The sequence below is a fragment of the Rhizobium sp. Rhizsp42 genome (assembly GCF_047304155.1).
In the GTDB taxonomy this organism is placed as follows: Bacteria; Pseudomonadota; Alphaproteobacteria; order Rhizobiales; family Rhizobiaceae; genus Rhizobium.
The window spans coordinates 1-15,913 of record NZ_JBGLYS010000053.1 but is presented as its reverse complement, the minus strand read 5'-3'; the positions used below and the strand labels follow the sequence as shown (position 1 = coordinate 15,913).

4 protein-coding genes are annotated in these 15,913 nt (G+C 61.6%); 3 read left to right on the top strand and 1 reads right to left on the bottom strand.

Features of this window, described 5'->3' with window-relative positions; translation table 11 throughout:
- Positions 1 to 4: 4 nt before the first annotated feature.
- Positions 5 to 10,624, top strand: a complete 10,620-nt coding sequence (locus ACCD05_RS29520) for a VCBS domain-containing protein (RefSeq protein WP_413397084.1) — start codon at positions 5 to 7, stop codon at positions 10,622 to 10,624.
- A 476-nt stretch (positions 10,625 to 11,100) separates the two neighbouring features.
- Here the strand turns inward: ACCD05_RS29520 and ACCD05_RS29515 are convergent, their stop codons facing one another.
- Positions 11,101 to 11,727 carry a GGDEF domain-containing protein gene (locus tag ACCD05_RS29515; RefSeq protein ID WP_245205369.1) on the bottom strand — a complete coding sequence of 209 codons (627 nt, stop codon included), beginning with the start codon at positions 11,725 to 11,727 and terminating at the stop codon, positions 11,101 to 11,103.
- Between the two features lie 454 nt (positions 11,728 to 12,181).
- Here ACCD05_RS29515 and ACCD05_RS29510 point away from each other — a divergent pair, with 454 nt between their 5' ends.
- The gene (locus tag ACCD05_RS29510) at positions 12,182 to 13,543 is read left to right on the top strand and encodes a TolC family outer membrane protein (RefSeq protein ID WP_047508392.1); all 1,362 of its coding nucleotides are present in this window, start codon (positions 12,182 to 12,184) and stop codon (positions 13,541 to 13,543) included.
- A gap of 20 nt (positions 13,544 to 13,563) precedes the next feature.
- Positions 13,564 to 15,906, top strand: a complete 2,343-nt coding sequence (locus ACCD05_RS29505; RefSeq protein WP_413397081.1) for a type I secretion system permease/ATPase — start codon at positions 13,564 to 13,566, stop codon at positions 15,904 to 15,906.
- Positions 15,907 to 15,913 lie beyond the last annotated feature (7 nt).

Below are 15,913 nucleotides of genomic sequence, written 5' to 3'. Positions count from 1 at the left end.
TTGTATGTCTATCGAAGATTCTCGCATCTCTGCCGTTGAAAATGAAAACGCATCGCATGACTTGATCTCCGATATTCATCAGGACGCTCGCCTGCAGACTTCCGCCCGTGATGGCGTCGAGGTCGCACAGGCCGGAACCACTCAGGCGAGCGACCAGCAGGGCGCGCAATCGACTGAAACGACCGGCCGCTTGCCGGCCGCCCAGGAGGCCGCAGCCGCCGCACCGGCAGGCCAGGTTGTCCCGGATCAGAACAACATCGCGCATCTGCCTGCAGGTACTGCGATCGACGATATCCACGTCCGCGGCAACGACCTCGTCCTCGTCCAGGCAGACGGCACCGAGATCGTCATCGTCAACGGCGCGCTCCACGTTCCGACCTTCCTGCTCGGCGAAGTCGAGCTGCCCCAGCAGGCCGTGATCGCCGCTCTCGAACAGAGCAACATCAACGTCGCCGCCGGCCCCGACGGCTCCTATTCCGCCAGCTCCTCGCCCTCGAGCTCCGGCGCTAATTTCCAGGACGCGACACCCGGCAATGCCGGCGACCCGACGCAGCTCGCGTCACTGCTGGCCGATACGCAGCAGGTGGACGGTGCGCCAGAGCGCACGCCGGACGAACAGAACGGCGTTCCCCTCATAACGGCAAGCAGCATTTCGCTGGTAACGGAAGTCAGCGATGCCAACGGCGCCTTCTCGACCCAGGTCGTCAACGGCCAGTTCGGCTTCATCCCCGGCAAGGACTTCGGCGTCATCACCGCCGTCGGTCTCTCCGATTCCCTCAATATGGATGAAGGCACCCAGAACGGCACGCATGTCGATCTGACCTCCAACGGCCAGCCGGTCGTGGTCACCATCAACGGCCTGACCATCACCGGCTCGGTCGACGGCCAGCCGGTCTTCACGCTGACGGTCACGAATACCCTGACCGGCGCCTACACCTTCACCCAGTTCGGCCCGCTCGATCATCCCGACAGGGGCGAAAGCGGCGCCGATGATGTGCTGCGCCTGCAGTTCAGCTACACAGTCACTGACAAGGACGGCGACAGCGTCACCGGCATCGGCTCGGTCGATATCCGCGATGATGCGCCTGTTATCGATCCCACGGCCAAGACCCCGGATAGCGCAGTCAACGAAAGCGGCATCACCGGCGGCGAGAGCCATCCTGCGCCCACGGCCTCCCTCGGTATCGACTGGGGCGCCGACAAGGGCAGCAACCGCGACGTGACCTTCGACGCGCAGAACGCGCCGACGGGCCTGACCTCGCATGGCGAGCAGATCCATTACGAGATTTCCGCCGATGGCCACACGCTGACCGGCTACATCGTCGTTCCGGTCCATGAAGGCGAGCTCTCGGGCCTGCAGACAGTTCCCGTTTTCGTCGTCACCCTTAATCCGGCTGCTGCCAACGGCGCCTACACTTTCGAACTCCTGCAGAGCATCGATCACCCGCAGACCGCAGGCTCTGACGGTGGCGAGAGCTCCGAAGGCGGCATTGAGCTTCTGGCCGTCGCACCGAGCCAGGACGAGCAGATCGGCCTCAACTTCCAGGTCACCGCCAAGGACGCCGACGGCGACACACTGCCCGTCAACTTTACGGTGACAGTCAACGACGACGTCCCCACGACATCGGATGCTGATCGCTACATCAACCTGACCGAAGCCGACATCACCGGCACGACACTGGACACCGGGTCCAAGAGCTTTACGGTCGACTACGGCGCCGACGGCGCCGGCGAGACGAGCTTCACGGGCAAGGTTCATCTGGATCTCGGACCCGGAATTCCCGGCAACGTCGATTTCACGCTTTCCGGCCCAGGCGCGACCTACACCTCTGTGCTGACCTCGCATGGCCAGCCGGTCATCTTCACCATGTCGGCTGATGGTACGCAGATCATTGGCTATGTTGGTGATATCGGTCACCCCGTAATCACGCTGTCGGCGAACGGCACGACGGTGACGGCCGAACTGTCGCAACCCATCGATCATATCGCCCAGGCCGACAAGGCGCCGATCGACAGCATCCGCGTCGATGCGACCGTGTCCTTCAAGGATGGCGACGGCGATTCCGTCACAAGCATCATCCGCGTCAACATCGCCGACGACAAGCCGACGATCGTCGGCACCGCCCAGTCCGCCAACCTCCTTGCCAACGGCAACTTCTCCGATGAAGGCTGGCACAAGGAAGGCTGGGATAACGGCAAATATGCCGGCTCTGCCAACGACGGCATCGGCTGGAAGGTCGAAGGCACCGGAGCGATCAACCAGCTCGAGCGCGTCAGCGACGGCTACATGGGGATGAAGACCTCCAACGGCGCGCCGATGGTGGATATGGGCTCTTCGCCCGGAAACACCACCATCTCGCAGGCCATCAATGGGCTGGCGGCGAACGAGAAGCTGACGCTGACCTTCGAGGTAGGCTCGCCCGACACGGCCTCCGCCAAGCTGGAAGTCTATTGGAACAATACGCTGGTCGGCACATTCGATCACCTCTCGGCCATGAAGACCGTCACGATCACCGATCTCCTGGCATCCGCCACCGGCAGCAACCAGCTGGTCTTCAAGGAAGTCGGCACGGCTGATTTCACCGGCACCTATCTCGCCAATATCAGCCTGACGCATGGCACTGCGGCGCCGCTCTTCACGGCCGCGCTGAGCGAGGATTCGAACGCGTTCTCCTTTGACCTCGCGGAAGGCAAGCAGTTCTCCTTCGGCGCCGATGGCAAGGGCGAGGTAACGCTGGGTTCGGCCACGGTGGCATCCGCCGCCGGTATCGCGCTGACCATTTCGAAAGACGATTACTACTACAAGGATGGCCATATCGTCATCAACTCCGGCTTCCTCCAGCAGCTGAACGCCGGCGAAATCGCCACCATAACCATTCCCTTTACCGTGACCGATGCCGACGGCGACGCCAAGGCGGGCGTCTACCAGGTCACCGTCACCGGCGAGAACGACACGGCCACGATTTCGGGCGTCGCATCGGGTGCGTTGACCGAGGATGGTGCGATCACGACGGTTGGCGATGTCCTCACCGTCAAGGATGTCGACCATGGCGAAGCACATTTCCAGACGCCGTCTTCGCTGTCCGGTACCTACGGCACCTTCACCTTCAACACGACTTCGGGCGCTTGGACCTACACGCTCGACGATGCCAAGTCGCAAGAATTGCGCCAGGACCAGGTCGTCAACGAAACGCTGACGGTGGTATCCGCCGACGGCACGGCAACACAGACGATTGTCGTTGCCGTAACAGGCGTAAACGACGCGCCGCATCTCTCGGCCTCGACCACGAGCTTGACCTTCACCGACACGGCCGCGAACGACACTTTCGCGCCGATCACCGGCCAGCTGACGACGGTAGACGCCGACAAGGGCGACAGCGCCAAGTACGGCATCGGCGGCGCCGGCGTGACCACCGGCCACTACCTCAATGACGCTTTTGACGTCGCCAAGGTCGGCACCTACGGTACGCTCTATGTCAACAGCGCCACCGGCGCCTACAGCTTCGTCCCGAACGACACCGCCATTGAGGGGCTGAAGACCAAGGCTGCCGAAACCTTCAACGTGACGGTTACGGATGGCTCCAACGCCACCGACACCAAGACACTGACGGTCAATGTTCTCGGCAGCAACGACACGCCGGAACTGTCGCCCGTTTCCTTGTCGTTCACCGATACCGCCGCGGACGATCGCTTTACGCTCGTCAAGGGTTCATTTGTTTCGACCGATCGCGACATCGGCGACAGCACGACCTACAGCGTCGATCACGGCGAACGCGTCGGCGTCAAACTGGATGGCGTCCGCTACGACACCGCCAGGGAAGGCAAGTACGGCACCCTCTACATCAACAGCAGCACCGGCGCCTACGTCTACGTCCCCGATGACCGGGCGATCGAGGGCCGCAAGACGGATGCTTCCGAGAGCTTCACCATCAAGGTGACGGACGGCACCGGCGCGTCCGATACGGCGAGCTTCACCGTTGACATCAGCGCCACCAACGACACGCCTGAGCTTTACGCAACGCTGAAAAACATTACCTATACGGACAGCAAATACGACGACGTATTCTTCGCGCGGGCAGGTACTCTTTACTCCGCCGACCGCGATGCATATGACCGCCACACCTATGGTGTTACCGGTGGCTCGGCGATCATCGCCCGCGATTACGACGTTGCGAAGGTCGGGACCTACGGCACCCTCTATCTGAACAGCCACACGGGCGACTATCTCTACGTTCCGAAGGATGGGGCCATCGAGGCGCTGAAGACCAGCGCGGTGGAAACCTTCGATCTGACGGTCACCGACCAGTCCGGCGCATCCGCCAAGGAAGTCCTGACGGTCAGCGTCGAGGGCACCAATGACCTGCCGGAAATTTCCGCGACGCTCAACAGCGTCACCTATCACGACACCAAGAGCGACGACACCTTCGCGAATGTCGGCGGTACGCTGACCTCGACCGACCGCGATGCCGGCGACACCGCCGCTTACGGCGTCAATGGCGGAACGGCGTCCAACGCCCGTGAAGGCTTCAACCTCGCCAAGACCGGCAGCTACGGTACTCTCTTCGTCAACAGCGTCACCGGCGCCTATGTCTATGTTCCAAACGATGCCGCCATCGAGGGCGTGAAGACCGACAGGCAGGAAAGCTTTACCCTTACCGTGCGTGACGCCTCGGGCGGCACCGACAGCACGACCTTCGTCGTCAAGATCGACGGCAGCAACGATACGCCCGAGCTCACCCCGGTTACGATTTCCTTCACGGATACGCCGAACGACGATAGCTTCAAGGCGGTGACGGGCAAGCTGGTTTCGACGGACCGTGACATCGGCGATAGCGCCACATACGGCATCGACGGTGGTTCTAACGCGCGTTACACCGTCAATGGTGTGGACTATACGGTAAAGTCGGTCGGCAAGTTCGGCACGCTCTACCTGAACAGCAGCACCGGCGCCTATATTTACCAGCCGGACGACCGCGCGATCGAGGCCACGAAGACCGATACCAAGGAAACCTTCGATATCAAGGTCACCGATGGTTCCAGGGTCTCGGACACCGAAACCTTCACCGTCGAGATCCACGGCGTCAACGACAAGCCGGAACTGTCCGTGACATCAGGCAGCGCCACGAGTGTCACGTACCTGGACACGAAGAACGACGACAGCTTCAGCTCGGTCACGGGCAGGCTGACATCCACCGATCGTGACGCCGGTGACAAGCCAACCTATGGCGTGGATGGCGGCTCAGATTCGACGCAGAAGTACGGATACGACATCGCCAAGACCGGCAACTACGGAACGCTCTTCCTCAACACGTCGACCGGCGCCTACATCTTCGTGCCGAACGAAGCGGCCATCGAGGGTCTGAAGATCACCGCGACCGAAAGCTTCACGCTGACCGTCACGGACAAGTCGGGCGCGACCGACACTCAGACGTTCGATGTGACCGTCAAGGGCGTCAACGACACCGCAAGCATCTCCGGCACCTTCCAGGGCAGCGTCAAGGAAGACACCAATCTGACGACGGGCGGCACCGTCACGGTCAGCGACCGCGATACCGGCGACGCGCACTTCCAGACGCCGGCATCGCTGAAGGGCAGCTACGGCACATTCACGCTGGATGCCGCGACTGGCGCTTGGACCTACACGCTGGACAATGAAAGCACTGTGATCCAGCGCATGAACGCCACGGACCAGCTGACGGACCGGATCACGGTCGTATCCGCGGACGGAACCGCATCGAAGGTGATCGAAGTGTCGATCGCCGGCACCAATGACGTAGCCGTCATCGGCGCGCCGACAGAGACCAAGCTGATCGAGGGCTATCACGTCGACAACGGCCATCTGGTCGCCACGGGCACGATCTCCGTCACCGATGTCGACCACGACCAGTCGTCCTTCCAGGAGGTGGTCGCCAGCAAGGGCACCAATCTCGGAACGCTGACCATCAACGCGGCGGGCGCCTACACCTACTCGGTCGATGCCAGCCTGGTCGAATATCTGAGCGACAGGGAGACGAGGGTCGAGACCTTCATCGTCAAATCGTTCGACGGCACCTCGAAAGAGGTAAGCTTCACCATCGAGGGCACAAACGACACCCCCTACATCACGTCGGCGCAGACCGCGGGTTCTGTAACCGAAGCGGCCGGCCAGACGGGTTCATCGACCCTGCTGAAGGCAAGCCAGACGATCACCTATGGCGACGTCGATCTCCACGACACGCACACGCTGAAAATCACCAATCTCACGACAACCGCGCCGGGTTCGACGTTTATCGGCAGCGTGGACTGGGCTCCGCTCGCCACCGCCGCAAACGCGGACGGCAGCGGTCGCCAGCTGAATTTCAACTTCAGCGTCGCCGACAAGGATGTCGACTTCCTGGCCGCCGACGAGACCATCGTCCAGACCTACCAGGTGGCCGTTCTCGACCAGACCGGCACGCCGTCCTCCTATCAGACGATCACCATCACCATCGTCGGCACGAACGACGTTGCCACCATCAGCGGCAGCGCGACCGGATCGGTTGCCGAAGACGGTGGCAGCCAGCAGCTCACGGCATCGGGCGTCCTGACGCTCGTGGACGTCGATCACGGCGAAGCGCACTTCCAGACCCCAGCATCGCTGGACGGCACCTACGGCACCTTCAGCTTCAACACCACGACCGGTGCCTGGACCTATGAGCTTAAGAACGGCTCCGACGCCGTGCAGTCGCTCACGGATGGGCAGAAGGTTCATGACAAGCTGATGGTGAAGTCGTTCGACGGCACCGCTGAGCAGATCATCGACGTCACCGTCACCGGCAAGAACGACGTTGCGTCGATCAGCGGCACGGCGACCGGAAAGGTCACCGAGGACGGCGGCACCCAGCAGCTCACGACATCGGGCAACCTGACGGTAACAGACGTTGATACCGGCGAAGCGCACTTCCAGACACCGGCCTCGCTAAGCGGCACCTACGGCACTTTCAACTTCGATCCGGCGACAGGCGCATGGGGCTATACGCTCAACAACGCCGCCGCGAATGTTCAGTCGCTCACGGATGGGCAGACGGTTCATGACACGCTGACGGTGACGTCGTTCGACGGCACCGCCGAGCAGATCATTGATGTCACGATTACCGGCAAGAACGACGTTGCGTCGATCAGCGGCACGGCGACCGGCTCGGTCACCGAGGACGGCGGCACCCAGCAGCTCACGGCATCGGGCAATCTGACGGTCAAGGACGTTGATACCGGCGAAGCCCATTTCCAGGCGCCGACATCGCTGAGCGGCACCTACGGCACGTTCGCCTTTAACGCCGGCACCGGCGTCTGGACCTACGCGCTGAACAATACCGCTGAAAACGTACAAGCCCTGAAGGCTGGCGAGACGGTTTTCGACACGCTGAAGGTGAAGTCCCTCGACGGGACTGCCGAGCAGGAGATCAAGGTTACCATCAACGGTACCAATGATCCCGCGGCAATCACGGGCACGGCGACTGGAACGGTCACGGAAGATGGCGCGATCCAGTCGGCGGCCGGTACCCTGAAGGTTACCGATGTCGACACCGGCGAGGCGCATTTCCAGGCGCCGACCGCGCTGAAGGGTACCTACGGCGACTTCAGCTTCAACGCGAGCACGGGCGAGTGGACCTACAAGCTCAACAACAGCTCGGCGATTGTCCAGGCACTCAACACCGGCGAGACCGTCTACGACAAGCTGACGGTATTGTCCGCGGATGGTTCGGCATCGCAGGACATCAAGGTCGAAATCAAAGGCACCTCGGACGCGGTACCCGCGACCGTCGACGAGAGCACGGATGCGACGGGCCGTTACGCCTTCACATGGGACGGTGACTATCCGAACAGGATCAACTTCAACCTGAAGACGCTCTTCGACGTAACGGGAAATGCCTCCTACACCGTATCGGGGGTTTACACGACGACCCCTGACAACTGGCTTTCGTTTAACAAGGATACGCTTGCGGTTACAGGCAATCCCGACAGTTGGCTTTTTGATCCAGAGGAAGATGCGGGTCTCTATGTATACCGCGTGACTGTTACCGACAGCCTCGGCACGGTTCAGTCAACCTACGTCGCATTCAGCGCCCTGGAGTACTGGGCTGGGACCTACCATATTACGGATAACAGCTCGCTGAATTATGCGAACTATGATAACGGACATGGCGACCTGATCCTTATTGAAGGCAACGTCACCGGCCAGGTTCAGGCAGGCGGCGGCGATGACGTGGTGATTGGCAACGGCTTGGCCAATTCCGTCGACGGCGGATCTGGCGATGATGCGATCTACGGCATGGGCGGCAATGACGTCCTGTCCGGCGGTGCTGGCAACGACTTCATCGATGGCGGCGACGGCAACGACACCATCAGCGGTGGCAGCGGCAACGACATTCTGCTCGGCGGCGCTGGCAATGACACGTTCAACTACACGATCGGGGACGGCGCGGATATCATCGACGGCGGAACCGGCAACGATACGCTGTCGATCACCGGAACAAGCAGTTCCGATACACTGAACGCCGTCATCACTGGCGGGGTCCTCACCCAGTTTAACGGCAGCACCGTCACCAATGTCGAGACGATCAACGCCAACCTCCAGGGCGGCACCGATCTCCTTTCTTACGCTGCAACGTTGGAAGGCGTGACCGTTGACCTATCCAAGGGATCGGCAACCGGCTTCACGACGATCTCGGGTATCGAGAACGTCACCGGTGGCTCCGGCAACGACATGTTGACGGGTGATGCAGGCGCAAACGTCCTGATCGGTGGCGCCGGCAACGACGTGCTGACTGGCGGTGGCGGCAACGACACGCTGACCGGCGGTTCCGGAAACGACACCTTCGTCGTTGACAGCGGCACGGATACGGTGACGGATCTGTCGGGTGGCGACATCCTCAAGGTATCGGCAACAGCTGCCGTCAACGCGACGGCGACAAGCGATTGGACAGCCACAAGTGAGACGGTAAATGGTGGCAGCGCCTCGATCGATGCGAAAGGAAACGACATCAATCTCTCCAACGCCGGCGGCGTTGGCGCCTGGACGCTGAGCAACACGGCCGGATCGGCCAGCACTTTGACCGGCACTGCGCGCGGAGACACGATCTTTTCCGGATCGGCCGGTGACTCCATCTTCGCCGGAGGCGGTGCCGACACGGTCGTCATCGACGCTGGTACGGCCGGTAGCCGGAGGTGGAATGTCGACCTTGGAGCGCGCGATGGCGCCTCCGATACACTCTTGTTCAAGCACGACTCGATTGCTTCGAACCGCAACACCTACGCCACGGTCGCCAATTTCTCGACGTCCGGCACGTTGGACAAGCTGGCCGTGAAGGTGGATCAGGTATCTATCGGTGCGGCAGGCTTCAAGGAAGTAGGGGGTGGCACCAATCTCGTAAGCATCGACCGAAACAAGGTACTTGAGGTCACATCGCATGTCAGCGCGTCGCTGAACGACGATAGCTCAACAAGCAACACTTCCGTCAAGGCAGCGATCGCGGCCGCAATCGGCTCCATCTCGTCCGGCACTTACGAGGTGATTGTCTATTCCGGCATGGGTACCAGCGCCGACGCCGGCATCTATCTGATGACGATTGGCACCAACGTTAACGGTAACCTACAGGCAGACACCCGGGGCTTCACGCTCGACCACATCATGACCCTGACCGGTGTGGGCTTCGGGACGTTGACGTCCAACAACTTCACCACGTCCGCCATCGACCCCATCATCCTCGACCTCGACCACAACGGCATCGCGCTCACCACTCTCGAGCATGGCGTCTCCTTCGACATCAACGCCGATGGTCACCAGGACAAGATCGCCTGGACGGCCGGTTCCGATGGGATCCTGGCTTACGATGTGGATGGCAACGGTAAGATCGACAATGGCAGCGAGATCTTCTCGCCGCACTTTGCCGGCGGCAATTATGTCGATGGTCTTCAGGCGCTGGCGACGCTCGACAGCAACCATGATGGCAAGATCGATGCTAATGATGAGGCCTTCTCGAAGCTCACCATCTGGCAGGACCTGAACCACAATGGCATCAGCGATGCCGGCGAGCTTTCGAGCCTCGCTGATCATCAGATCGCCAGCCTGTCGCTCGATGCGCATGCGTCGGATAGTGCGATCAACGGTCAGGCGATCCTGGCGGATGGCAGCTACACGCTGACGGATGGCTCCACTGGCCACTTCGTCGAAGTCGCCTTCGACGCAACGCTCGGCAGCGGGGACGGCAATCATGCCTACTCGCTGATCGGCAGCGACGGTAACGACGTTCTTTCGGGCGCCGGCGGCATGGTGACGATGACGGGTGGCGCAGGCGCCGATACGTTCGTGCTTGATGCCGACGCGCTTTCGGACGTGAAGATCGCCGACGTGATCACCGACTACAAGGCCGGAGAGGGCGATACGCTTGACGTGTCGAAGCTCCTCGACAGCCTGCTCGGCCACCAGGCGACCGAAGCCGAGGCGCTCTCGAGCGTCAAGACGACGGTGCAGGGTGCCGACACGGTGGTCAGCGTCAACGCCAATGGCGGCTGGCACGACGTGGCGGTTCTCCAGAACACCACGGAAGCGGTGAAGATCCTGTTCGACGACAAGCACGACACCACCACCGCGCCGCATGTCGGCTAACGGACAGGCGGAACACTCCGCATGACATGACAAGGGAAAAGGCGCGCGAGCGCCTTTTTCGCGTTTTGAGGGGGATGCGAGGGGTGAGGGGAGGCCGGCTCCCCATCGCCGTACGATCGAGACACGGAGCATGGTCGGGCAGTCGGCCGTTGCGGCCAGCCTGGTTGCGCGGTCGGTCGACAGCGAATGAAACCACGTGGACTGTTTCGCTTCGGATGGCGAGAAGCGTTGCGATACCAGTGGCTGGTGAGGCGCGGCGGATCTTGTTGGTGCGGCAGGTCTTCGCTGTGCTACGGCAAGCCGCGGCGATTGCGATACGCCTCCAGCCTGCGTTCGCCGGTATCGACGCCAGCGTCCGCCGCCATGCCTCCGCCTGGCCGAAACCCCGATCCATCCGCCAATCGCCCAAACGAAAAGAGGCGCCCGATGGCGCCTCAAGATCACGTCGCGATTGCTGCCTTGTCCGCGTCGGCCGCTCAGGCCGCCGGCAGTCTCGAGATCGGCACGATCTCGTCGCCCTCTCCACCACCACGGTCCATGGCCATTTCGTCGGCCAGCTGGCGGATGTGGTTGAAGTCGGTCGGGCCGTCGAAGACGGCGCCGCCGAGGCGGATGTCGAGCGAAAGCGGTGCGTCGCCGGCGGTGAATGCCGCCTGTTCGCAGCGGCGGCGAATGCGCATGCCGACATCCTGGGCGTTCTCGATCGTGGCACCGGGCAGGAACACGCCGAGCTCGTTGGTGGCAAGCCGTGCAACGAGGTCGCCCGAGCGCACCGAGGACTGGGTGATCGCGGCCAGCGACTGCATCACGGTGTCTGCCCATTGCGGCCCGTAGCGGCGGCTGATGGCGTCCAGCGTGTCGATCACGACGGCGATCATCACACCGCCCGCGTCAGTGGAGATACGCTTGCGGCGATCGATATAGTGTTCGACGGCGGCCGCGAAGGCTGTTCCGTTCAGCGTCTTGGTAACGCTGTCGTGCCGCTGAGAATAGTTAACGGCTTCCTGCAGTTTTCTGAGCTCGTTATTCTTGATCTGCAGCATCATCAGCAGCGGAAATGCAACAAAAAGCGAAATAGCGGTGGCTCCGACGAATCCAACCAAAAATGGTCGCTCCGGCATCAGAAGGTTTAAGATAAGTAAAAAACCGACCGAGAAGGCCGCGAAGCAGATCGAAACGATCGATGCGATGCGGAGTGCGGAAAGGTTTGTTGCGGATTGGTAACGCTGACGGAATTTCATCGCGGGGCAGGTCCCTGTGGAAGTAACGGCAGATAAACACGGACGGGAAAAGTTGGCGTTAAAAAACCCTGTAAAATTCTAGCTTTAGCGCTTGATACTAGGGAATTAACCGTCTCCGCAGGAAAGATCTGTACCGGAATTGGAATGTGGAAAAATAGGTGTTACTTGTTTGCCGAATGAAAGCGTTCGGTATACGGGTTCACTCGGTGAATTTAGATGTTGAGGGGCATCCGTCTTGTTTAAAACCAAAAGCATTATTGCAGCATTGTCTGCCACTGTTGCTCTGAATTTCTCGTTTTTTGTCGGCGCCAATGCGATGTCTTTGCAGCAGGCCATCGAAACGACGATGAAAACCAATCCGCAGATACTTCAGGCTGCAAAAGACAAAGAAGCAATCGAGTTTGAGCTTCGTCAGGCGCGCGGGTTATACTTGCCGTCGGTTGATCTGGAGAGCGGCATCGGCCGCCGCCGGTTGTCGAATTCGACCACGGGCACGCTGAGCTCCGACCATGATTATCTGTCGCCCGGAGATGTCGGCGTGACGGTCACGCAGACACTGTTTGATGGCGGCGCGCGCAAGTCGCAGGTCGATCAGCAGGCCTCGCGCGTCGATGGCGCTTCCTTTCGGGTCCTCGAGCGCTCCGAAGCGCTGGCGCTCGAAGTAACCCAGGATTACCTGGAATATATGCTGCAAAACCAGATCGTTGCCGCCGCGAAGGAAAACGTCTCCTTCCACACGGCGATGGTCGGCGATATCAATGAAAGCATCAAGGGCGGCGCGCTCACCGATGCCGACCGTCTTCAGGGCAGCGAACGTCTGCAGGCCGCCAAGGCCCGCATGCGCGAAGCGCTTGAAGAGCTGGAAGCAACGAAGATCCGCTTCATGAAGGCCGTCGGCCAGCCGATCGTCAATGCCCAGACCCCACCATCGGTCGCCAAGTATATCCCGAAGACGCTCGACGATGCACTGTTCGTCGCAAACAAGAACAGCCCGCGCATCTTCTCGGCCAACGCCGATGTTGACGCGGCCGATGCCGGTGTTCGCGGCGCGCGCGCCAATTATCTGCCGAAGGTCAACCTCGAAGGTACGGCCCGCGTTGGTAACGACATCGACGGCGATGAAGGCAACACCAACGATTACCAGGTGCGCGTCGTTGCCCGCTGGAACCTTTATCGCGGCGGCATCGATGTCGCCCGCGAGCAGGAGCAGATCCGCCGCGCCGGCGAAGAGCGTTATGCGCTCGCGCAGGTGCAGCGCGAGGTGAAGGAATCGGTCAGCTCCGCCTGGAACGAACGCGTCAGCCGCGGCGAACTGTCGGGCATTCTTGCCAAGCAGTCGTCGATCAACAACCAGCTGGTCGGTTCCTACCGCGAGCAGTTCAAGGTCGGCCAGCGCTCGCTGCTCGATGTGCTCGATGCGCAGAACACCCGCTTCAACACCAAGGTGCTGGCCGATACGGCCCGCGTTGCCTCGCTGTTTGCGGAATACAAGATCCTCGCCGCATCCGGCAATCTGCTTCAGACCATGAAGCTGAAGCCGCTGGATCAGGCCAAGCCCTACGCACGAGAAGAGTTCGCTGTCCCAGCGGCCGCTCAGAATCCCGGATATGCCGAAGTCGACTCTCATCAGAAGGCTGGCATGCCTATGGACCTGCTGGCGCCGATCCGGCAGCAGTAGTAGTCAGCTGACCATAGAACATGCGGAACGTTGCATCTGAGACGAACGGCAGCATGCCGCTTCAAACATTCAAGGCCGCGTTCAAGTCCGTGGCAGCGTTCTATGGTCGACCAAGCTCCGATACGGTGCTCTTCTCCGGCCTTCCGGATGAGATCACCGAATCGCTTGAGGGCGATGACGTCGAGCAGATGGCCGAGCGCATCGGCCTTCAGGTCATCAAGCATCCGGAGCGCGATTGCCGGCTGGGCAATTTCGATTGTCCCGCCATCGTCGCCTTTGCCGATGGCGGCGTGCTCCCTCTGCTGGAGATGGCCGAGGACGGCTCTTACATCACCGACATCGTTCCCGTCGCTGGCGTTTCCTCGCGCCTGTCGCGCGAGGATCTGATCGCGCTGAAGCCCGAGACGGCTTTCGCCTTCACGCTCTATTATCAGAATGCCTCGGAAGAGGCGCTTGTTGGTAATGCCGTCGAGATCGAAAAGCGCCATTGGCTGGCAACGACGCTCGCGCCTTACTGGCGCACCTATGTCCGCGTCATGGTGGCCGCGCTCTTCATCAATCTGATCGCGCTCGGCTCGCCGCTGTTTACGATGAACGTCTATGATCGCGTTCTGCCCAACAAGGCGATCCCGACGCTCTGGGTTCTGGCCGCCGGCATCACACTTGCCTATCTCTTTGATTTCCTGCTGAAGACCGCGCGCTCCTCGCTGATTGATTATGCCGGTCGCAAGGCGGATCTGCGCCTCTCGCAGATGCTGTTCGACAAGGTGCTGAACTCGACGCTGGCCTCGCGCCCGATGTCGACGGGCGAATATGCCAACCGCGTCACACAGTATGAGTTCGTCCGCGAATTCTTCACGTCCAACACGATCGGCGTCATCATAGACAGCCTCTTCGTCTTCATCTTCCTCGCCGTCATCTATCTCATCTCCGGCTGGCTCGTCGTCATCCCCGCCGTCGCCTTCGTGCTCTCGGTCGTGATCGGTCTTTACGCCCAGGCCGCGATCGGCAAGCGCATGGCGACCGCCGCCAACGAGGCATCGCGCCGCCAGTCGCTGCTGGTCGAAACCATCTCGACGATCGAGACGCTGAAGAGCCTGCGCGCCGAAGCCACCATGCTGCGCCGCTGGCAGGAGCTGACGAAATATTCCAGCCGCACCAGCGAAGAGATCAAGCACGTCTCCACCAATGCCATCAACATGACCATGTTCGTGCAGCAGATGGTGAGCGTCCTGATCGTCATTGCCGGCACCTACGAATTCTCCGAAGGCCGCATCGCCATGGGCGCGATCGTCGCCACCGTCATGCTGGCCAGCCGCGCCGGCGCGCCGCTCGGCCAGATCGCCATGACGCTGGCGCGCTTCCGCCAGGCCACCATGTCGCTGCGCATCCTCGACAAGATCATGGAACAGCCCGATGACCGCCCGTCGACGGTCGGTTTCGTCAATCGCGAGATCACCCGCGGCGCCTTCTCTTTCCAGGATGTCTCGTTCCAGTATCCGGGTTCGGATTATCCCGTCATCAACAAGCTGTCCTTCAACGTCAATCCCGGTGAGCGCATCGGCATCATCGGCCGCATCGGCTCCGGCAAGACCACGCTGGGCCGCCTGCTGGACGGACTGTTTGCCCCGTCGGGCGGCCGCGTGCTGATCGATGGTGTTGATATCCGCCAGTATCACATGGCCGAAGTGCGCGCCAATGTCGCCGTCGCCGGCCAGTCCTCCGATCTGTTCTCCGGGACGGTGAAGGAAAACCTGCTGCTCGGCCGCGCCGACGCCACGGATGAGGACCTGCTCGAAGTCGCCCGCATGACTGGCGTCGACGAGTTCGTCGGCACCCATCCGCGCGGCTTCGACATGCCTGTCGGCGAGCGCGGCAGCAATCTGTCGAGCGGCCAGAAGCAGGCGCTCACCATCGCCCGTCTCCTGCTCACCCGCCCCAAGGTCGTGTTCCTCGACGAGCCCTCGGGCGCCATGGACCTCGCGACCGAGCGCAACCTGATCGCCCGTCTCTCCAAGGCCTTCGATCGCAAGACGACGCTGATCATCGCCACCCATCGTTATAGCATGCTGGATCTCGTCGACCGCCTCATCGTCATCGACAAGGGCCGCATCATCGCCGATGGTCCGAAGCAGGCCGTCATCGAAGCCATGCAGCGCAAGCCTGGCGCGCCGGCTCCGGCCGTGGCCCCGCAGGCTGTGGCGGTTGCAAGGCAGGCTCCGGTCACGCCGGTTGCCATGTCCGTCGCCCCGGTCACCTCAGTCGCGCCGGCCCCCGCAGGCTCCGCCGCCATGCCGGTCGCGCAGGTGGCAACGGCCGCGCCGACGCCACGGATGAGGACCTGCTCGAAGTCGCCCGCATGACTGGCGT

What these genes read in the sequence shown, in the direction of transcription:
- ACCD05_RS29510 (WP_047508392.1), top strand. Translation starts at nt 12,182, where the DNA reads ATGTCTTTGCAGCAGGCCATCGAAACGACGATGAAAACCAATCCGCAG.
- ACCD05_RS29505 (WP_413397081.1), top strand. Translation starts at nt 13,564, where the DNA reads ATGCGGAACGTTGCATCTGAGACGAACGGCAGCATGCCGCTTCAAACA.
- ACCD05_RS29520 (WP_413397084.1), top strand. Translation starts at nt 5, where the DNA reads ATGTCTATCGAAGATTCTCGCATCTCTGCCGTTGAAAATGAAAACGCA.